The sequence below is a fragment of the Hominenteromicrobium sp. genome (assembly GCF_046974225.1).
Classification (GTDB): domain Bacteria; phylum Bacillota; class Clostridia; order Oscillospirales; family Acutalibacteraceae; genus Hominenteromicrobium; species Hominenteromicrobium mulieris.
The window spans coordinates 77,964-96,155 of the sequence record NZ_JBKWAE010000008.1 but is presented as its reverse complement, the minus strand read 5'-3'; the positions used below and the strand labels follow the sequence as shown (position 1 = coordinate 96,155).

At 48.8% G+C, this 18,192-nt stretch carries 21 protein-coding genes; 10 read left to right on the top strand and 11 right to left on the bottom strand.

The genetic code is table 11. From position 1 onward, the window contains the following. Positions 1-11: 11 nt before the first annotated feature. From dndB to ACLTX1_RS07910, 4 genes are all read right to left on the bottom strand, one after another. A complete protein-coding gene (gene dndB, locus ACLTX1_RS07925) occupies positions 12-1,073 on the bottom strand; it encodes a DNA sulfur modification protein DndB (protein WP_395507387.1) in 1,062 nt (353 codons plus the stop codon). A 249-nt stretch (positions 1,074-1,322) separates the two neighbouring features. Then, complete coding sequence (locus ACLTX1_RS07920) at positions 1,323-3,308, bottom strand: DUF262 domain-containing protein (protein WP_395507386.1); 1,986 nt, start codon at positions 3,306-3,308, stop codon at positions 1,323-1,325. Between the two features lie 40 nt (positions 3,309-3,348). Continuing rightward, entirely contained in the window at positions 3,349-4,164 is an 816-nt protein-coding gene (locus ACLTX1_RS07915) for a restriction endonuclease (protein WP_308449192.1), read from the bottom strand. Then, the gene (locus ACLTX1_RS07910) at positions 4,161-4,406 is read right to left on the bottom strand and encodes a helix-turn-helix transcriptional regulator (RefSeq protein WP_308449191.1); all 246 of its coding nucleotides are present in this window, start codon (positions 4,404-4,406) and stop codon (positions 4,161-4,163) included. The genes ACLTX1_RS07915 and ACLTX1_RS07910 overlap by 4 nt, the downstream gene beginning before the upstream one ends. A gap of 274 nt (positions 4,407-4,680) precedes the next feature. Here ACLTX1_RS07910 and ACLTX1_RS07905 point away from each other — a divergent pair, with 274 nt between their 5' ends. Together ACLTX1_RS07905 and ACLTX1_RS07900 are read left to right on the top strand one after the other, a co-directional pair. After that, positions 4,681-4,965 carry a hypothetical protein gene (locus ACLTX1_RS07905; protein ID WP_412264628.1) on the top strand — a complete coding sequence of 95 codons (285 nt, stop codon included), beginning with the start codon at positions 4,681-4,683 and terminating at the stop codon, positions 4,963-4,965. A 195-nt stretch (positions 4,966-5,160) separates the two neighbouring features. After that, a complete protein-coding gene (locus ACLTX1_RS07900; RefSeq protein WP_308449189.1) occupies positions 5,161-5,298 on the top strand; it encodes a hypothetical protein in 138 nt (45 codons plus the stop codon). Between the two features lie 146 nt (positions 5,299-5,444). On the opposite strand, the gene ACLTX1_RS07895 is transcribed toward ACLTX1_RS07900, so the two are convergent. Next, positions 5,445-6,491, bottom strand: a complete 1,047-nt coding sequence (locus ACLTX1_RS07895) for a Fic family protein (protein ID WP_308449188.1) — start codon at positions 6,489-6,491, stop codon at positions 5,445-5,447. 611 nt (positions 6,492-7,102) lie between these two features. After that, positions 7,103-7,972, bottom strand: a complete 870-nt coding sequence (locus tag ACLTX1_RS07890; protein WP_308449187.1) for a patatin family protein — start codon at positions 7,970-7,972, stop codon at positions 7,103-7,105. 207 nt (positions 7,973-8,179) lie between these two features. On the opposite strand from ACLTX1_RS07890, the gene trmB reads away from it, so the two are divergent. Genes trmB through ACLTX1_RS07875 form a run of 3 tightly spaced genes read left to right on the top strand, consistent with a single transcriptional unit; the run spans position 8,180 to position 9,862 of the window. After that, on the top strand, positions 8,180-8,896 hold the full coding sequence (trmB, locus tag ACLTX1_RS07885) for a tRNA (guanosine(46)-N7)-methyltransferase TrmB (protein ID WP_308449186.1): 717 nt from the start codon (positions 8,180-8,182) through the stop codon (positions 8,894-8,896). Between the two features lie 44 nt (positions 8,897-8,940). Further along, entirely contained in the window at positions 8,941-9,348 is a 408-nt protein-coding gene (locus tag ACLTX1_RS07880) for a DUF4430 domain-containing protein (protein WP_308449185.1), read from the top strand. A 1-nt stretch (position 9,349) separates the two neighbouring features. Next, positions 9,350-9,862 (top strand): hypothetical protein, encoded by a 513-nt coding sequence (locus ACLTX1_RS07875; RefSeq protein ID WP_308449184.1) that lies wholly within the window; start codon positions 9,350-9,352, stop codon positions 9,860-9,862. 62 nt (positions 9,863-9,924) lie between these two features. Here ACLTX1_RS07875 and ACLTX1_RS07870 read toward each other — a convergent pair whose 3' ends face one another. From ACLTX1_RS07870 to ACLTX1_RS07860, 3 genes are read right to left on the bottom strand one after another with little or no spacing between them, the layout of a single operon-like run. Further along, on the bottom strand, positions 9,925-10,467 hold the full coding sequence (locus tag ACLTX1_RS07870; protein ID WP_308449183.1) for a hypothetical protein: 543 nt from the start codon (positions 10,465-10,467) through the stop codon (positions 9,925-9,927). Positions 10,468-10,494: 27 nt separating this feature from the next. Next, positions 10,495-11,517, bottom strand: a complete 1,023-nt coding sequence (fliB, locus tag ACLTX1_RS07865; RefSeq protein ID WP_395507385.1) for a flagellin lysine-N-methylase — start codon at positions 11,515-11,517, stop codon at positions 10,495-10,497. Between the two features lie 16 nt (positions 11,518-11,533). Further along, a complete protein-coding gene (locus ACLTX1_RS07860; RefSeq protein ID WP_412264631.1) occupies positions 11,534-12,604 on the bottom strand; it encodes a LacI family DNA-binding transcriptional regulator in 1,071 nt (356 codons plus the stop codon). A gap of 390 nt (positions 12,605-12,994) precedes the next feature. On the opposite strand from ACLTX1_RS07860, the gene ACLTX1_RS07855 reads away from it, so the two are divergent. Continuing rightward, a complete protein-coding gene (locus ACLTX1_RS07855; RefSeq protein WP_176820446.1) occupies positions 12,995-13,144 on the top strand; it encodes a hypothetical protein in 150 nt (49 codons plus the stop codon). 88 nt (positions 13,145-13,232) lie between these two features. Here ACLTX1_RS07855 and ACLTX1_RS07850 read toward each other — a convergent pair whose 3' ends face one another. Further along, positions 13,233-14,003 carry a sugar phosphate isomerase/epimerase gene (locus ACLTX1_RS07850; protein WP_343285191.1) on the bottom strand — a complete coding sequence of 257 codons (771 nt, stop codon included), beginning with the start codon at positions 14,001-14,003 and terminating at the stop codon, positions 13,233-13,235. A 128-nt stretch (positions 14,004-14,131) separates the two neighbouring features. On the opposite strand from ACLTX1_RS07850, the gene ACLTX1_RS07845 reads away from it, so the two are divergent. The 3 genes from ACLTX1_RS07845 to ACLTX1_RS07835 all read left to right on the top strand — a co-directional run bounded on the left by ACLTX1_RS07845 (position 14,132) and on the right by ACLTX1_RS07835 (position 16,543). Beyond that, positions 14,132-15,052 carry an aldo/keto reductase gene (locus ACLTX1_RS07845; protein ID WP_308449179.1) on the top strand — a complete coding sequence of 307 codons (921 nt, stop codon included), beginning with the start codon at positions 14,132-14,134 and terminating at the stop codon, positions 15,050-15,052. Positions 15,053-15,283: 231 nt separating this feature from the next. Then, the gene (locus ACLTX1_RS07840; RefSeq protein WP_176820978.1) at positions 15,284-16,402 is read left to right on the top strand and encodes a sodium ion-translocating decarboxylase subunit beta; all 1,119 of its coding nucleotides are present in this window, start codon (positions 15,284-15,286) and stop codon (positions 16,400-16,402) included. A gap of 12 nt (positions 16,403-16,414) precedes the next feature. Then, positions 16,415-16,543 (top strand): oxaloacetate decarboxylase, encoded by a 129-nt coding sequence (locus ACLTX1_RS07835; RefSeq protein WP_176820979.1) that lies wholly within the window; start codon positions 16,415-16,417, stop codon positions 16,541-16,543. 159 nt (positions 16,544-16,702) lie between these two features. Here ACLTX1_RS07835 and spoVAE read toward each other — a convergent pair whose 3' ends face one another. Further along, a complete protein-coding gene (gene spoVAE / locus ACLTX1_RS07830; RefSeq protein ID WP_308449178.1) occupies positions 16,703-17,059 on the bottom strand; it encodes a stage V sporulation protein AE in 357 nt (118 codons plus the stop codon). A 115-nt stretch (positions 17,060-17,174) separates the two neighbouring features. On the opposite strand from spoVAE, the gene ACLTX1_RS07825 reads away from it, so the two are divergent. After that, positions 17,175-18,161: a 2-hydroxyacid dehydrogenase gene (locus tag ACLTX1_RS07825; protein ID WP_308449177.1), complete on the top strand. Its 987-nt coding sequence runs from the start codon at positions 17,175-17,177 to the stop codon at positions 18,159-18,161. Positions 18,162-18,192 lie beyond the last annotated feature (31 nt).

Below are 18,192 nucleotides of genomic sequence, written 5' to 3'. Positions count from 1 at the left end.
GTCCTCCGGGGTTATCCCATGATGATTCTTTCTTTTTTTGTCTCCTCATCACTGACTGGCAGAGAAAGAAGTCGCTTAATCTGAATGTATGTCAAAAAGATACCCTGTTCATTTCTGTTGATTTTTCCATTAGGTTTAATTGCACGGTTCATCCAACACGCTTCATTATTTCGAAGCCAGTCGATTTTCTTTAATCCCTTCAACGACTTCGCCATGTTAATCTGAGGATTCACGCAATAGAATTCTCCCAAGCGTCCCAGTGCCAAGATAATCAGACCTTGCGTTGTGATATAATCCTCTCGCAAACTTTTTTTACTTAATTCACCACTGTCCATCTCGTTCCACTCACGCATATTAACAACCACGTGATTCCAAAATGTATAAACGAGTTTTTCAGCATTGTCCTGATCATGGATCACCTTACAGATGCGCTTGTTAGCTGTATAGAAGGTGTTAAGTGTAAAGATGTTAGAGGAATATTTGCTAAGGTTGTCTTTCTCCTTGTCAGTATACTTACGTAGGAAGCTGATTGAGTTGACGACATTCTTCGTGATTAGTGCCACAGGATCTTTCGACTCGTATAGTGTATTTAAGGATTTCGATGTGGTAACAGCATGCTTGTTGAGGTCAGTAAACATCTGCTGGCTCCGTTGAAGTCCCTGGTCTTTATAAAGGACAATCGAAATCGTTTCTTCTTTCAGGCTCTCGTCTTCGGCAATCGCTGCCTCAATGGCCGCCTTTCGATGCTGTCCATCGTTGATCAGGAAGGAAGCGGTCATATCGATTTCCAGAAGGCCTGCATTCTCATTGCTGTCAGCAGGGACAAACTTCATGTCACCGTCCACAGATGCAGCCAGAGCTGAAAAGACATACGAATCTCGATTAGACAAGATGTATCCACAGATTTCAGGAATACGAGCTTCGTTGAGCTTTCTTTGGGCGCGATACTCGGCAGGGACATCGCTGCTATCGGTCGCAAAAATCTTACTCATTAACCCAAGGGGAACCATGCATATATAGTAATCTTTTCCGGCCTGACAGCCCTTTACAGCGGGAAATTGATATTTCAGCATATAGCACCTCTATTTATACGTAAGTATATACTTAAGTATATATTAAAATTCACCAACAGTCAACACAGTACCGGTAATAAAATGCTGCACACACCAGGTTTTATGGAGAAAGTGACTTTCTTTAAAGATCATGATATTATAAAGCAAGTACAATAAAATGGACAATAATAGTTTCCGCAAGATATGTCGTTACCATGCTGCGCATTTAATGAGAAAGCGCTCTCGGAAATATCCGAGAACGCCTTCGTGTTAAGAACCCCAGTTGATTTTTTTTACAAGCGCCGTTGAAAACTGTAAAAACTCTTCCGGAAATGTTTTAGTAAAATATTCATTTAGGTATGCTCTGGCATCCTCTTCAGTACTGAAGGAATCTATCTCCTTTTCGGTAGGGTAGCGTTGAAAGTACATACGAGGAGATTTGTTTAACAGTCCATAGTATCCTTTGCTATAGCTGCATTTAATCTCGTTTTCATGTGTATGGATTTCTGCTACTTTAATAAACAATCCTTCATTAGAAAGAGAACTATTAAGCGGTTGAGGAATAAAAATAAAATTAAATAGAGAATTTCTGTACTTCTGAATCGTTGGTGGATATTTATATGGGAAATCGTATTTTGCGGTTTTGACATGAAGAGTTCCGCATTCTCCTACAATAAAGTGTTCTAAACTATAAACTGTTTTATCTCCAAAAAACTTACAAAGTTCAGCTGCGTTGGAAATACCCATGTTATAATTATCACCGTTCTTCGTTACTTTGAAGAAATTACTAATCGCCGCCAAAGACTTACAACGGATTTGTTGAATTGGGTCATCGTCACTTTCACTATATTTATATGCAGCGAGAACTTTACCTCTGGTCAGTGCATGAGAAGAAATATAGTCATAAAGCCATTTGTTTATCTTGCTTTTCCATTCTTCCAGTCTTACAAAGTTGTAGAAAGTATCACTCTCTTTTTTGTTTGCGAAAACGGTAAACAAGACCGCTGCACAAAAGACGCTATAGACTGACTTGTACTCTTCTTTTGCGTGAGGCTTTCCGTCAAAGTATGTAAGGATATACTTTAACGCTAAAATTTTAGGAATCACCTCTTTTTCCATAAGTATCTTCTTTAGCATCGAATGGCAGTTTTGAATATCTATAGAATCTACCTTTTTAGCGCAAATAAATTTGTCTTTAAACGGAGTAGAAGGTCCCTCGCTTTCAATAATATCCGTCATTATTTCAACGCATTTATTGAGTCTGGAGAGTACATTTTGCAAATAGTCCCGATCTCGTATGGCTTCAATTAAATGGCTACCTTCGTAATATTTCGTACTTCCACTTTCAAATCCGGATGTGAGACAAAAGTTTTCACCAAACTTGAGTGTACTATACTCGCAATCTCCCTCGCGAGGAAGATATAAGTCACAATAGAAAAAGTGTTCATACAACTTCATCAGAGGATATCTTTTCTCTTCCGAGCTCTGCGTGACGCCATTTAAGCGTAATACATCACGCTTATTCTTTTGCCAAAGAGAACGTGTGAGTTCGCGGCTATCCTGACTAAAAAGATAACCTTTGAAAATATCTTCAGTATCCAAACGAATGCCTTTAAGATTTACATCCAGAAAATACTGGATGCTGGTATTTACATCGTTAGAATAGCTGGCAATTATATTGAACTCAGATTTGCACAAGTTATCAAGAAGCCCCTGGGCTTTATGCCGGTCAGCTAACAACTCGGAAGAAGATATCGTGTTCCATAGTTTTTGAATACGAGGAAGTTGATGATAATCATCGCTTTTAAGAATAGCGTTCCAATCATCGGATGTAATTGCTTCCTGATCAAAGGCCTTTTCTAAGAGTGTCTGGAAGCCTGTAAACCCCTCATTGCGAAGAGGGCACAGATCTGGCGTCGATATCTTGGTCCCAAACTTTTTCTTTATACAGGAAACAATCAACATAAGTACAGTTGTACGTTGTTGACCATCAATAATTTCACAAGTGTGGTCAGATTTAATCGTTAATATTATATTTCCCAAAAACTTGCTGCTGCGAGACAAATCGTACAAAAGCATTTTAAGATTGTTGTCATCCCATCTAACCTCTCTCTGAAAAGCAGGGATAGAATACTTCCTATCTGCCTCGAGGCAAATGATTTGCTGTTGAGGATCATTAGGCTTTACGGATAAGCACACTTGTGTTTTCGACAAAAAATCACTCAGATTAGTAATTGTTCCAACAATTTCCGCCATAATAAAGCTCCTATCTCTATATCCGGATTAGGCGAATGATTTAAAAGTTAAAATATTCGGTATCGAGTTTATATAATTTGAAAGTTTGTGCCGCTGCCACGCCAACCTCATACTTAACAAGAAGATCTGCAAGTAAATTGCCATCTATTAATTTGATATTTTTTTGCTGTTGCTTCTCGATGAATTGTATTGCAGATCTCGTAAAAGACGATGTTGTAATAAAAACACCTTTGTTAATATGTTCCATGGCGCCAATAAAGGCCTGTAAATCATGCCGGGTAACCTTATTGCCATTAGCAAAACGTTTAGCCTGGATATATATCAAATCCAAGCCGAGCTTATCTTCACTAATTATTCCATCAATTCCGCCATCATGTGGTTTTCCTGTAACAATACCCGAATTTTTATCATATCCATACCCCATCTTTAAAAGCAAGTCAACCACAAGATGTTCAAAGAACTCTGGGGAATTGTTTAGGACAGAATCAAATACTTGTTGTCGTATATTTTGTAAATGCTCCTGCAGCGCAGCTTTGATTTTTTCTTCCGGTAACAGTTCAGAAATATCTGTAGTTTTGGGAGCAGTAATAATAGTGGCTGTATTTTCTGTCGAAATCAAACGGAATTTGATCTTTTTTCCTTCATAACCCGCAATTTCAAAGAATTTTATCGGGTAAGCAGTCGGAAAATCCAGACCGATACACCGACGGCGAAGTTGAGCATTGACAACACCAACAGGATTCTCTGCTCCAAAAGAATACAATCCCTGACGAATAATCTCATCATATATTTGTTTTGAGGTCAAACCATCATTATTTTGTTGTAAAACACACTTAATAGATTCTACGATAGTCATCTCATCACCCCCGGCTCCGCTTTATTTGATGGTTGCTTTTCATCTGGCACAATCTCTACAATATCCTCAATCCTGCAATCCAGCGCTGCGCAAATCTTCACGAGTATCTCCGTGGTGACATGCCCATTCCGTCCCATTTTGGTGACGGAGGCTGGGCTGATACCTGCCTTTTCACACAGGTCTTTTTTCTTCATGTCCTTATCGATGAGTAACTTCCAGAGTTTTTTATAACTAACCGCCATAAAGTCTCTCCTCCGTGCCGATATATAAAATGCTCTGCCACCTGGCAGAGCATTCGAGCTATTACAGCCGCACTACCAGGGCATATTTCAACGCCTGACAGCGCCATTTTTATGATAGCACATTCGGTCAGAAAAGGCAAGAAAATGATAAATCCGCACGAATTCCGACTCTATTCAATTTCTTTTCAAGCCGCGAAAGAAACGGTTGAACCTCCGGACAGTCAGAGCTACAATGCCAACACCTCATAACGAGGACAAACTGATTGGAGGTCAAATGATGAATTATGAAGTAAACCCGTTTCAGGACTACGAATCGATTACCGTTGATGAGTTGAAAGGTCAAGCTAACAGTTTACTGAACCTGGTAACGGAAGAACAGCGACCGCTGCGCGTATGCATGAATAATGGCAAAGAGTTTCTGCTGTTCCCTCAGGATCTGCTCGCCCCGATCTGCGACTCTGACTTTCGCTTGATCCTGCTGTCGGCAATGCGGTATGCGATGGGCAGGAATACTTGTATGCCCATGGTAGTCGCTGATTATATCAAGCGTCACATTTAGCTTCTGGATGATAAGTTTCTCGTACTGGCTGCCGATGAGATTAGGCGGCACCTTGAAGACTATGCAGAGCATGAACTGAATCCAAATCTTTGGCAGGGCCTTTTAGATGCACTTGAAACAGAGCAGAGAGAGCGTGCCACTCGTAAGGCGAGGAAGATTAGACCCTGCCCAGCCTGCGGGAAGCCCTTGGAGGTCATGAGCATTGCCGATAACCAGCATTCACCAGGCGGATTTGATGTAATTGCCCACTGCCAGAACTGTCTCGCTGATTACGAATGGTTCTGCGATAAGAATGGTGGCACCTCAGATATGAAGCAGTATTTCTTCGGGTAAGGCGAGTGTGTTTCGGCAGGGGACTTTGGGTATATTCCTTGTCTATAGCGGCTCAACCGTTGAACTATACGCCAACTTCCGTAAAGCGACCAAAAGGGCCGCACCTGCTCGTATGAACAGGTGCGGCCCTCTAATTTGACGGAAATTTAATTCAGTCTGAAATAGCAGGTGTTTTTACCTTTTCCTTCTTTTTTCAGTTCACCAACGGCGACTAACTTCCGCAAGGCTCCCTCTATGGAACTGTCGCTGAGCGTTGGACAGAACTCCCGGATGTCTTGCTTGCTGAAGCGCCCGATTCTATTATTGCTTGCTCTGCGCACCATTTCCAGTGCGGGCAGCTTGGTTTCAACAAGCGCCACACGATCCTCAAAGTCCTTATAGGCTGCAAGTATTGTTCCAAGCAGATATTTGATAAAGGGCACTACATCCTCGGTGCCTTCGTGCCAGCCGGTTTGCGCCTGTGCAAGCGCATCGTAGTACAGATCTTTGTTTTTGGCGATTTTGGCTTCAAGGGAGATATACTTTCCAACATAAAAACCATTTCGGTACAGAAGCAGCGTTGTGAGCAATCTGCTCATTCTTCCGTTGCCGTCATTGAAGGGGTGGATGCACAGAAAGTCATGGACAAAAACCGGAATCGCAATCAACGGCTCCAGTTTCATATTCCCGATTACGCGGTTGTATTCCTCACAGATTCTGTCCAGCGCTTCCGGCGTTTCATACGGAGCAAGCGGCGTGAACAGCGTTTCCACATGACCGTCCGGATAGGTGGCAGTGATATAATTCTGCACGCTTTTTGTGCGGCCCGCAAGCGGGTTATTCATGTGGCTGTACAGGATTTTGTGAAGCTGCAGGATATAGTTCCGCGTAATTGGAATCGCGTCAAAGCTCTCGTGAATGATGCTCAGCACATCACGGTATCCGGCAATCTCCTGCTCGTCACGGTTCCTCGGCGTGGTTTTCTCTTCGACAAGCTGCCGGATTCGGGTACTCGTGGTAACGATGCCCTCGATGGCATTCGATGCCTCAGTGCTCTGTATCTTGGCAATCTCCACGAGCTTTTCGAGCTCCTCCGGACGCTGCCTCAAATACAGTTCCTGCTTTCCGGCTTCCTTGTATATGGCCGCAATCAGGCCAAGAACATCCAAGTCCCACTTCTGCTCCTTGATTGCGGAGTAATTGAAGGTTCTCATTTCCTCACCTCCATTCGTTTTCCCTTAAATAATAATATAAAATAAGGGAATAGTCAATGGGCTGTGCCATAAATCCCTTACTATTATGCCTTCATTAAGGGATTTATACTCAGTTGATGGAAAAGAGCCTGCGATTATTTTCATGCTGTAAACTCACTCTTCTTTGTCTATAGCGGCTCAACCTTTGAGCCGCCCTCTGCTCAGAAACAACTTGCATAATCGCCTGCTCAGAGTTACAATGCAGCCAACAGCAACGAGAAACGCTTCCCGTCCGGCATCGGTGAACATTCACCGGAAATCGGGCGGGAAGCGTTTTTGACCACATAGATTACCACAGACGGCGCTGGAACATGCGGACACAGTGGAGATAAGAGCGTCAAAGAGTAAGTAAAACAAATTAAAAAGCACTGAAAACCGCTATAAACGAGCATAAAAAGTTTTCCCGATAAGTTTGGGACCAAGATGCCGCAGGTTCGAATCCTGTCACCTCGACCAAACGAAAGGACTTTGCAAATTGCAGAGTCCTTTTTCGTTAAAGCCCGCAGATTTTTTGAGTCTGCGGGCTTTGCTTAATCTTTTACAATCGTCAATTTGACGGCGCCTTTTGCAAATTACGCCTCCAAATACCGTTTCAGTGCGTCCATGCGGCGCTCGGCTTCCTGACGGCCTTCCTCGTACAGCGCTTTTAATTTCGCCGTGTCCTTTTCCGTGTGCGAAACATTCACGGGTCCCTGCGGGCGGATAACGAAAATGCGGCCTTCTTTCTCTAAGCGGTCGATCTCCCTTTGCTGGGCGTCGTAGCGCGTCGGAACGGCGTACAGCGCGCTCAAAAACTTCGGGAAATGCCGGAAATACTTCGCATACAAACGCAGCATAGAGGGCTTTGTGTAAAGCTTGCGGTAGCCCTGCTGGCGCGTTAAGACCAGCACGATCTTCTCAAAGCCGTCATCGATGGCCTTTTGGTACGGAATCGCCATGGCACAGCCGCCGTCCAGGTACAGCTCGCCGTTCATCTTCACGGCTTTCGAGAGCATCGGCATACTGCTGCTGGCGCGAATAGCTGCCAAAATATCCGAGCAGGCACTTTTTTCAAAGTATTCCGCCTCGCCGGTTCTTAGGTTCGTCGCCACGGCGGTAAAATGCTGCGGCGATTTATAAAACGTGTCAAAATCCATCGGCAGAATGCTGCGTGACAAATCGTTAAACAAAAAGTCAAAGCTAAAGATCTCGTGGTGTAAGATGAGATTGTTCACGCCGAGATACCGCTTGTCGTTCACGTAGTCGATGTTAAGCTTTGCGGAACGCCCCGGCTGGCGGGAAACGTAGTTCACGCCGGTCAAAGAGCCTGCGGACACACCGGTCACATCGGAGAAATATAAGTTGTGCTCCATGAAGACGTCCAAAACGCCGGAGGTAAAGAGCGAGCGCAGAGAGCCGCCCTCCAAAATTAAAGCACCGTTTTGCATTTTTAATTCGTCCATCACGTTTTCCTCCTTGACATATAAAGTGATATGTAAGTCTAAGTTTGCGCTTTTTCTTATTATAGCAAAATGCCCGATGCCTTTCAATGGAAAAAGAAGAAAAAAGCGCGCAAAACGGGGAAAAAACAGAATCGCACTTGCACACTTTTCATTTCTGCGTTAAAATAGGCAGAGCGAAAATAACGGAAAAGAAATGAGGATAAAATTTTGAGAATCCGAAAGAAAAAGTGGGCGCGCCCGGAACTTGCCGCGTGCCCGTTTTATGTGCACGAGCCGAAAACCGCCGCCGGAACATGGGGCGAGCGCTTTAAAAAGCAGCAGCCCATCCATTTAGACCTCGGCTGCGGCAAATGCACGTTTTTGGCAAAGCTTGCGCACCGAGAAAAAGACGTAAATTTCATCGGCATCGACATCAGTGAAGATATTTTGGGCGTTGCCCGCCGCAACATGGAAGCGGAGTTCGGCGAGGATCCCGTGGAAAACGTAAATCTTCTTTCCTATAACATTGAAAAACTGGATACACTTTTTGCGTCCAGTGAAAAAGCTGCACGAATTTATGTAAACTTCTGCAACCCGTGGCAGAAGGCCGGAGACCATAAGCGCCGCCTGACCCACACCCGCCAGCTGAACACCTACAAAAAGGTGCTCGCACCCGGCGGCGAACTGTGGTTCAAAACCGACAACACCGACCTGTACCTTGCGACGCAACGCTATTTAAGTGAAGCAGGGTTTGAAATTCTCTGCAAAACGGACGACCTGCACAGCGAAGACGCGCCGGGCAACATTCAGTCCGAGCACGAGGTGATGTTCACCGCAGAGGGCATCAAGACAAAAGCCATTATCGCCCGTTGGAACGGCGAGCCGGAAACGCCCGAAAGAGTTTCCACAGAGCAGGCAGAAAAAGTGGAAAACACAGCCGAGTAATTCACCTGTTTGGGGATAAAAAAACAAGAAAGAGGTAAAAAATTATGTCAACCAAAACCAAAAACCAGAAGCCGCTCATTATTGCGGCCATCGTGTTCGTTGTGCTCGTCGTCGCAGGCGTTGTCATCTGGCAGGTCACGGTGCCGAAGGGCACCGCAGGCGCTAAAGCCTACACGCTCACCGTTGTCGATGCCGACGGCAAAGAGACCGTGCATAATCTCAACACGGACGAAGAAATGCTCGGTACCGCTTTGCAGGATGCCGACCTTATCGAAGGCGAAGAGAGCGAATACGGCCTGTTCGTCACAAAAGTGGACGGCATTGAAGCCGACAGCGCGAATCAGGAGTGGTGGTGTCTGACAATCAACGGTGAAATGGCCTCCACCGGCGTCGACTCCACCCCGGTCGAAGACGGAGGCAAGTACGAGTTCACGCTCACGGTGGGGTATTAATTTGCGCTTAAAATGCGTGGCACTCAGCGGCATTTTGGGCGCGCTGATGTTTGTTTCGCAGGTGGCACTTGCCCCTTTGCCAAACGTGGAGCTTGCCTCATCGCTCACGGTGCTGTTCACCCTTGCGCTCGGGCCATACGTGGGTTATACGCTCGCCGTATTCGTGCTGCTTGAGGGGTTGCTGTACGGTTTTGGGCTGTGGTGGTTTTCGTACCTCTACATCTGGGCGATTTTGGCCGTCGCCGCTTGGCTGTTTCGTAAAATGGAAAGCCGCCTCGGCTGGGGGCTTCTGTGCGGGTTTTACGGGCTGATTTTCGGCACGCTCACCGCGATACCCGTGCTCATTTTAAGCGGCCCCGCGGCAACGCTGGCGTATATCATCAGCGGCATTCCGTTCGACCTTGTCCACGGTGTCTCGAACTTTCTCCTCGCCTTTTTGCTCCTGCCTACCCTCCGTCGCATTTTAGCGCGCCTGACGAGATTGCTGAACATGGGCACACTGTATTTTGAATGATTATACGCAAAAAGCACGCAGGTTTTGAAACACTGCGTGCTTTTGCTTTTGAAATTTTGAATTTACGCTCTGGTCAGGTCAAACCGTTTGATGAGGCGCATGGGATAGGTGTAGATCTCCAGCGCGGTAACTTCGGCTTGGGTGAAAACATCATTTTGGAAGACGAGCTCGAGCGCGTCCTGCAGCTCCGTAATGCGCACAACGCTGAGCGTACAGTGGATGACGGGCTTGTCCTCCGAAACGGCGGAGAAACTGCCGATGCCTTTGCAGAACGACTCGTATTTTTCGTGGAACGCATAGTAAAAATCGACAAAAGGCTTTGCGTGTACCGGATTCAGGCACAGCACGGCGGTTTCGCGGTGCGTGGCATACGGCGGCAGAAGGCTCACAGAGCCGAACGCCAGCTTTTGGCGCGTGTGTTCGCGGACAAACTTCCCTGTCCAGTCGCAGAGCGCTTCGGCATCGAGATCTTCATACGCCGCAAGCGTGATATGCGGCGGCCACTCGGAAGACGCATAGCCTGCGTTTGTCATCTCGCGGCGCAGCGCAATCAGTTTTTCTTCTGTATTTTTATCAAAACGGGCAAGCACAACGTATCGGTTCATCGATCATAGCTCCTTTCGAGGTTTTTGTTATCCGAACAGGCGCTTTAGGTGTTCGGCGGAAAAAATGGGGTCTTTGTGCAGGGCCTCGAGCGCCATTTCCATGTTTTCGGCGCTGTATTCCACCTGCTTGGAGTAGTCTTTCGTGCAGACGATGCGGTCCCACGGGGTGAATTCGCCGGTATCACGCAGGCACTTTGTGTTCATCAGGCAGATGAACCACACACTCACAGCGCAAAAGCCCACGCGCGCCGCGATGCGGCCGTCGGTCACACCGTGTGCAAAATGGCGGTACAGGAAATACACAAGCAGGTTTTCGTAGCCGCCGTCGATGTCGTCGAGATTCGCCTGCAAGCCGTTATCCTCCAAAAGCTGCACGTAATCGGGCCATGTTTCGTCGTAGGGCTCCATTTCGGTCATCATGTCAAACAGCGCGGCGCGGGTATCGGTCTCATCGGTCTTCTCGCGTTCGGCAGGCGACATATTGCCGAACAGCGTTTTCTGCGCCTGCACGCCGAAATCGAGCAGGCGGTGCATGCGCACGCGCAACGGCAGAGAGCGGTCCTGCACGATGGCAAATGCTTCGTCCCGCAGATGGAACACAAGCGGATCCTCCGGCGCATTCGGCAGCTCGCCGACATTCGTTGTGATGAACGTGACGGGATTTTTCTGCTCAAACAGCAGTCTGCACGCCTCTTCACAGCAAAGGCCCACGCCCATTTCCACGCGGCCGCCGAGCTCCTCATAAAAACGTGGGTGTTCACGGCAAATCTCGCACAAAGCATCATCGCCAAGCTTTAAGATAAGCTCGCAGAGGTTGTCGTCATCGAGGAACGGGCAACGCTCGTTTTCGCCGAGGCGGAAGCACACCGTGCCGTCCGGCAGGTCGCACAGCTCTTCGCGCAGGCGGTCGCCGAGCTCTCCTTCTAAATTTTCGTAATATTCAACGGTATCGGGATCAACGTCGATTTCCCAGCCGGCGCAGCAGGTATCGGAACATGCGGCGGCCGTGCAGTGAAACGCGTCGTAAAAATTCGGTTTGATAAATTTCATTTTGCTTTTATGTACTTTACTTCTCTTTCCCATCGGTTTCAGCCGGCGCTGCATCGGGCTTTGGCAGCGTGACTTTTCTTTCAAATATAGGCTTCATGTGCGTGGTGAAGATGCGGCGCTCCGGTTCCGGCAGCGCATTCCCCGTTTCCACGCGCTCAATCAAGAGCTTAGCAGCTGCCTCGGAAAAATCGATCATAGACGGTAAATACTGCATGGAGTAGCCGAAGTTCGGCAGCGTGTTGTCATCGTCAAGGCCGGTCAGGTACACGTCCTCCGGCACGCGCAGTCCTGCAGAATGCAGCGCTTGCAGCATGGTATAATCCCAGCCGCGCACAAAGTTGATGATCGCCTTCGGCGGGACATCCCGACGGGCAACGTCATGCAAAAACGCATTCAACGGTTTCGTATCTTCAATCGGCGCAAGGAAAATATTCTCCTGCGGCACCGTAACGCCGAATTCCTTGCAGGCGTCACGGAAGCCGCGCAGACGGTCGCAACCCGGTCTGTATATGGGCGGGTCTGCCATATACGCAATGTTGCGGTAGCCGCGCGTGAGCACGTCTTTTGTAACCTCATAACAAGCGGTATAGTTATCGATATACACGCCGTCGCAGTGGATTCCTTCAATCTCACGGTCTACGCACACAACGGGCGTGCCTGAGCTGCGGATGTAGTCGAGATACTCCTTGTTGCTGCCCTCGTCGCCATCCACGGGCACGATGAGCAGCGCGGCGATCTTATACGAAAGCAGATCGTCAATGAGCTCTTTTTCACGCTTTAAGCTTTCGTCGGAATTACACAGCAGAAGGCGGTAACCGTACCGCTCCATAATGCGGTCTGCAATGTAATACATCTGGCTGAAAAACGGTGCAAAGATCTGCGGCACGATCACGCCGATCATGCGAGAACGGCTTTTGGAAAGACACACTGCAATAGCGCTGGGCGAATAATGCAGCGCTTCCATGGCTTCTTCCACGCGGCGGCGGGCGTCTTCGCCCACGTAGCCATTGTTGTTGAGCACACGGGACACCGTGGACTGCGAAACTCCGGCAGCCTTTGCCACGTCCCGTATGGTGGCCTTTTTCATATTCTTTTCTTCCATAACTTCTTTGCACGGCAGTGCCGTGCGTTCTCCCCTTCGAAAAATGATACAGGTAAGGTATGCGGCCTCCGTGCCGCATTTTGGGTGTTTCCTGCTGAAATACTCTAAAATAATATTGTAAGTTTTTTTAAACGGATTGTCAACAAATCCGGCGCAGAAACCGCTTGCATATGGGCAAAATGTTTGCAAAAAGAAGAATTTTTCATAGGATTTCGCACGGCAGCTCACGCCATGTGTAAACTTTGTATGACAGGGCACAAAAACGTTTGACTTTTCGCCGAAACTTGGGTATGATAAAGGTAATCATAATCGCCCAAAGTGAGACAGTGTACGGTCTCTTTCAGAATGTTGGCGAACCGGAAAGGATGGTTTATCATGAAGTGTTTGAACAAGGTGCTCACCATTATCGGCTGCATCACCGCTGCCGTTGCCGTTGTTACCGCCGCTTTTGCCGTGCTGAACTATTTCAAGGAAAAGAAAGAAAATGCCGAGCTGGAAGCGTATCTTGAAGGTTCCATCCAGTAACGACCAAACTGATGTAAAAATAAGCGCCGCGGAGTTTCATTTCTCCGCGGCGCTTGTTTTTTACGCACTCACATTCAAAAACGAATCATTATTCATTGTCACACCTATGCAAAACCTCAAGCACAACGGGAAGCTGGGTTTCGGGGTTCTTTACGGGGCACTCGAGGCTCATGCGGGCGTTGTAGCCGATAAAGTGCAGCGCGCGGAAAAAGGCTTTGTAATCCGCGGTATCCTGCGGCGTCATGGGTACGCGGCCGACGGGGTTTGCGATATGCGTGTGCGCAAGGATATCGCCGCACTGCTCTACCATTTCCGGCGTGCCGTTTTCGCTTATGAGGTGATAGTAGTCGCACAGCAGCTTAAAGTGCGGGTGGTTGACCTCTTTGACAAACTTCAAAGCTTCCGGCTGCATTGTGAAAATATTTGTTTCCTCGTGCCGCAGCGGCTCCAGCGCGATGGTGACACCGTACTTTTCACCGGCGTCACCTAAGATTTTTGCGACAGTTTTTAATTGCTCCCACGCTTTTTCGCGCGGGAAATTTTCCGGTACACGGCGGCTGCCGCCGCTGCCGAATACCCCGATTTTTATGCCCGCCTGCGCCAATCGCCCTATGGCGTGATTGACGTATGTTTGGATCGCTTCAAAATCGACATTGTCACCCGTCAGCTTAATACTACCCGGAAACATACAGTTTGCCGCCTCCGCGTGAATGGGTGCGGCTTCATTTTTTTGCAGAAAATCCGCGAACTGCGCCTCTGTCATCTCTGCAAGTCCCGCAGCGCTGACCTCAAGATAATCAAACCCGAGCTTTGCGATAAATTCCGCCTGCTCGATCGGCATACACACACCAAACCGCATGGCAACCCCTCCAAAGTCTTTTTCTCATTGTAGCCCGCGTACGCGGAAAAAGCAAGGAAAACTCTTGCAAACGCGCATAAGTTTTTCTATAATGAAGGCAAATAGACTTCATTTGGGAGGCTTGCTGTATGGAAAAAATCAAACTTGGCAAAAGTGGGCTTTTGGTGCCGCCCATAGCCCTCGGCTGCATGCGTCTTGCGGACGCAGAGCGCAAACAGGCAGATGCATTTCTGCACACCGCGTTGGAGCTTGGACTCAACTTTTTCGACCACGCCGATATTTACGGCGGCGGTGCATGCGAGCGTGTGTTCGGCGAGATGATAAAGGACGCGGGCGTTCGCCGCGAAGATCTTATCATTCAGTCGAAATGCGCCATTGTGCCCGGCAAAATGTACGATTTTTCAAAGGAACACATTTTGTCTGCCGTAGACGGCAGCTTAAAGCGCCTTGGCACGGATTATCTTGACGTTTTGCTTCTGCACCGTCCGGACGCTTTAATGGAGCCGGAAGAAGTAGCGGAAGCCTTTGACGAACTCGAAAAGAGCGGCAAGGTGCGCCATTTCGGCGTCTCCAACGAAGACCCGTACACGATGGAGCTTTTGCAGAGCGCTTTGCATCAACCGATCTGCGCAAACCAGTTGCAAATGAGCCTGACAAATGCCACGATGATCGCGCAGCCGATGAACACAAACATCTGCGACGGCTTAAACCCGGTGCTCGATAACGGCGTGTTGAACTACTGCCGCCTGCACAACATCACCATTCAGACGTGGTCGCCGTTCCAGTACGGCTTCTTCGAGGGTGTTTTCATCGGCAGCGAAAAATACCCGAAGCTAAACGCAAAGCTCGACGAGCTGGCGGAAAAATACAATGTGACAAACACCGCCATAGCGCTTGCGTGGATTCTGCGTCACCCTGCAAAAATGCAGGCTGTTACGGGCACCATCAATCCAAAGCGCCTGTGCGACTGCGCCGCCGCGCTTGACATTACGCTTGCGCGCGAAGACTGGTACGCACTGTACCTTGCAGCGGGCTACCGTCTGCCGTAAACTTTCGCTTGACAAATGCGCCGCGCTCCCGTAAAATATGGATATAAAAGGGAGTAGCAAACAGGAAATATCTGTAATGTATGCGTCAGCACGACGGTTTCCCCGTCCGTATACGTTGTAATCTGCGAGACTTTTATCATGCCGCGGCAGGATAGAAGTCTCTTTTTTATTTTCTTTCGGAGACAAGGATTTTGCAAAGGCGGCAAAATCATCCGAGAGGAAGGTATGAAAATGAACTTTTTAAGCGAGCTTTTCGCAAACGTGGGCAATGTGACGTGGCAGCACGCGGTAATGTGGTGCATAGGCGGCGTGCTCATCTACCTTGCCATCGCGAAAAAAATGGAACCTGCGCTGCTTTTGCCCATCGGCTTCGGTACAATCCTTGTCAATCTGCCGCTTTCCGGCGCGGTGACGCAGGGCGAAGAAGTGGGCGTACTGACGTTATTATTTGACAGCGGCATTGCAAATGAGCTTTTCCCGCTGCTCCTCTTCATCGGCATCGGCGCGATGATTGACTTTGAGCCTCTGCTCTCAAACCCGAAGCTGTTTTTATTCGGCGCGGCGGCGCAGTTCGGCATTTTCTTCACGCTGAGCATGGCGCGGCTGTTTAACTTTGACCTGCACGACGCCGCCTCCATCGCGATCATCGGCGCGGCGGACGGCCCGACCTCCATTTTTGTCGCGAACGTCTTAAATTCGCAGTATATCGGCGCCATCACCGTGGCGGCATACTCGTATATGGCGCTTGTGCCCATTGTGCAGCCGCCGGTCATCCGCTTGCTGACGACCAAAACCGAGCGGCGCATCCGCATGGCGTACACGCCCGGTTCTGTCTCAAAAACGACCAAAATTCTGTTTCCTGTCCTCATCACGGCAGTCGTCGGCATTGTGTCCAATCGCTCGGCGGCGCTTATCGGCTTTTTGATGTTCGGCAATCTGCTGCGCGAGTGCGGCGTGTTAAACAGCCTTTCGGATGCCGCGCAGAACGTGCTGTCCAACTTGATCACCCTGATTCTCGGCATCACGATCACCGCACATATGACAGCGGCGGAATTTTTGCGCGTGGACACGCTGCTTATTTTAGGACTGGGTCTCATTGCATTCGTGTTTGACACCGTAGGCGGTGTACTGTTTGCGAAAATCATGAACCTGTTTGTCAAGAATAAAGTCAACCCCATGATCGGCGCGGCGGGCATTTCGGCGTTTCCGATGTCCGCACGCATTATCCAGAAAATGGGACAGCAGGAAGACCCGCAGAACTTCCTTTTGATGCACGCCGTAGGCGCCAATGTCTCCGGTCAGATCGCGTCTGTCATCGCAGGCGGCATCATCTTAAACATGATCCATTGAGGAGGATAACGTATGTTCAATGTTCCCGCATTTTTAGACAGCTTACAGTATATGGCAAAAGGCATGACCGGCGTTTTCCTTGTCATTGCCGCAATCATTTTGAGCATTTACCTCTTAAACCGTGTGTTTAAGGCAAAGTAAAACGGATCAGGAGCACAAAAGATAAGTTTGTCCTCGTCGGCTTCAAAGAAGCCGAGTGGACGAAAAGGATGAAAAAGGGATGCGTGCTGTCAGACAAAATTCCTTTTTCGAACCATGAGCAAGCGCCGCAGAGTTTCCGTTCTCTGCGGCGCTTGTTTTTTACGATTTTTCTTTCGGCTTTGCGATGGCGGCCATCAGGCAGCTGAAGAAGACGGCTGCGGCAATGCCGGCGGCACCGGCGGTGATTCCGCCCGTGAACACGCCGAGAATGCCCTTTTCTTTTACGGCGGCTTTTACGCCCTCGCTTAACAGATACCCGAAGCCGCTCAGCGGCACGGTGGCGCCGCAGCCCGCGAAATTCACGAGCGGTGCATACCACCCGAGCGCACCTAAGATCACACCGCCCGTGACGTAGGCCACCATGATTCTGGCCGGGGTGAGCTTTGTCAGATCGATCAAAAGTTGACCGACCACACAGATTGCCCCGCCGACCGCAAACGCCCTTACATATTCCATGTGAAAATCCACGCCTTTCGTTTTATACGTTTTCTTTGGCTTATTCTGTGCGGAATAACCCAAATTATGACGCGCAGAATAACTGTGCAACGTTAAAACAAAAGGAGAGTGCAGCATGAAAAAAATCGCATTTTTTGATACAAAACCATATGACCGCACGTGGTTCGACATTCTGGCAAAGCACTATGAAATCGCGTACTTTGAAGAAAAGCTGAACCGCCACACGGCGACGCTGACGGACGGCTTTGACGCCGTGTGCGCCTTTGTGAACGACCGTGTGGACGCGGCCGCCATTGACCGCATGCACCGCTGCGGCGTGCAGCTTTTGGCACTGCGCTGCGCGGGCTTCAGCAATGTGGATATGCAGGCAGCAGCGGGCAAGCTGCGCGTGGTACGCGTGCCCGCCTATTCCCCACACGCCGTTGCGGAGCACACCATGGGGCTTTTATTGACGTTAAATCGCCGTTTGCACCGCGCCTACATCCGCACGCGCGATTTCAACTTCAGTATTGTGGGTCTGACGGGCATAGACCTCTACAAAAAGACCGTCGGTATCATCGGCACGGGGCGCATCGGCCGCGCATTTGCGGAAATCTGCCGCGGCTTTGGCATGCGCGTTTTGGCGTATGACAAGTATCCTGCGCCGGACTTTGAGTACGTTTCGCTCGATACACTCCTGCGCGAAAGCGACGTCATCTCCCTGCACTGCCCGCTCAGTGAAGAATCCTACCACATGCTCGACCGCAAAGCGTTTGACAAAATGAAAAAAGGTGTGTTTTTATTAAACACCTCGCGCGGCGCGCTTATTGACAGCGAAGCGCTTTTGGACGCATTGAATAACGGCACCTTGCGCGGCGCGGGACTGGACGTTTACGAGGAGGAGGCGAAGTTTTTCTTTGAAGACCATTCCGACACCGCCGTACAGGACGACACTTTGGCATTGCTCATCTCCCGCCCGAACGTCATCTTAACGGCGCACCAGGCGTTTTTGACCGAAGAGGCATTGTATAATATTGCGGAAGTGACGGTGCAGAACCTCGATGATTTCTTTGCCGGAAAGCCGCTTAAAAACGAAGTGTGTATCCGCTGTGCAGGAAATTGACCTGCCGCGAACGCACACTTTTCAACCGTTT

Coding starts and splice junctions, on each gene's coding strand:
- ACLTX1_RS07855 (WP_176820446.1), top strand. CDS start 12,995: ATGAAGTGTTTGAACAAGGTGCTCACCATTATCGGCTGCATCACCGCT.
- fliB (WP_395507385.1), bottom strand. CDS start 11,517: ATGAAATTTATCAAACCGAATTTTTACGACGCGTTTCACTGCACGGCC.
- ACLTX1_RS07895 (WP_308449188.1), bottom strand. CDS start 6,491: ATGAGAACCTTCAATTACTCCGCAATCAAGGAGCAGAAGTGGGACTTG.
- ACLTX1_RS07845 (WP_308449179.1), top strand. CDS start 14,132: ATGGAAAAAATCAAACTTGGCAAAAGTGGGCTTTTGGTGCCGCCCATA.
- ACLTX1_RS07840 (WP_176820978.1), top strand. CDS start 15,284: ATGAACTTTTTAAGCGAGCTTTTCGCAAACGTGGGCAATGTGACGTGG.
- ACLTX1_RS07905 (WP_412264628.1), top strand. CDS start 4,681: ATGATGAATTATGAAGTAAACCCGTTTCAGGACTACGAATCGATTACC.
- ACLTX1_RS07835 (WP_176820979.1), top strand. CDS start 16,415: ATGTTCAATGTTCCCGCATTTTTAGACAGCTTACAGTATATGGCAAAA.
- ACLTX1_RS07920 (WP_395507386.1), bottom strand. CDS start 3,308: ATGGCGGAAATTGTTGGAACAATTACTAATCTGAGTGATTTTTTGTCG.
- ACLTX1_RS07850 (WP_343285191.1), bottom strand. CDS start 14,003: ATGCGGTTTGGTGTGTGTATGCCGATCGAGCAGGCGGAATTTATCGCA.
- ACLTX1_RS07870 (WP_308449183.1), bottom strand. CDS start 10,467: ATGAACCGATACGTTGTGCTTGCCCGTTTTGATAAAAATACAGAAGAA.
- ACLTX1_RS07900 (WP_308449189.1), top strand. CDS start 5,161: ATGAGCATTGCCGATAACCAGCATTCACCAGGCGGATTTGATGTAATT.
- dndB (WP_395507387.1), bottom strand. CDS start 1,073: ATGCTGAAATATCAATTTCCCGCTGTAAAGGGCTGTCAGGCCGGAAAA.
- ACLTX1_RS07860 (WP_412264631.1), bottom strand. CDS start 12,604: ATGAAAAAGGCCACCATACGGGACGTGGCAAAGGCTGCCGGAGTTTCG.
- ACLTX1_RS07915 (WP_308449192.1), bottom strand. CDS start 4,164: ATGACTATCGTAGAATCTATTAAGTGTGTTTTACAACAAAATAATGAT.
- ACLTX1_RS07910 (WP_308449191.1), bottom strand. CDS start 4,406: ATGGCGGTTAGTTATAAAAAACTCTGGAAGTTACTCATCGATAAGGAC.
- spoVAE (WP_308449178.1), bottom strand. CDS start 17,059: ATGGAATATGTAAGGGCGTTTGCGGTCGGCGGGGCAATCTGTGTGGTC.
- ACLTX1_RS07890 (WP_308449187.1), bottom strand. CDS start 7,972: ATGGACGAATTAAAAATGCAAAACGGTGCTTTAATTTTGGAGGGCGGC.
- ACLTX1_RS07825 (WP_308449177.1), top strand. CDS start 17,175: ATGAAAAAAATCGCATTTTTTGATACAAAACCATATGACCGCACGTGG.
- ACLTX1_RS07880 (WP_308449185.1), top strand. CDS start 8,941: ATGTCAACCAAAACCAAAAACCAGAAGCCGCTCATTATTGCGGCCATC.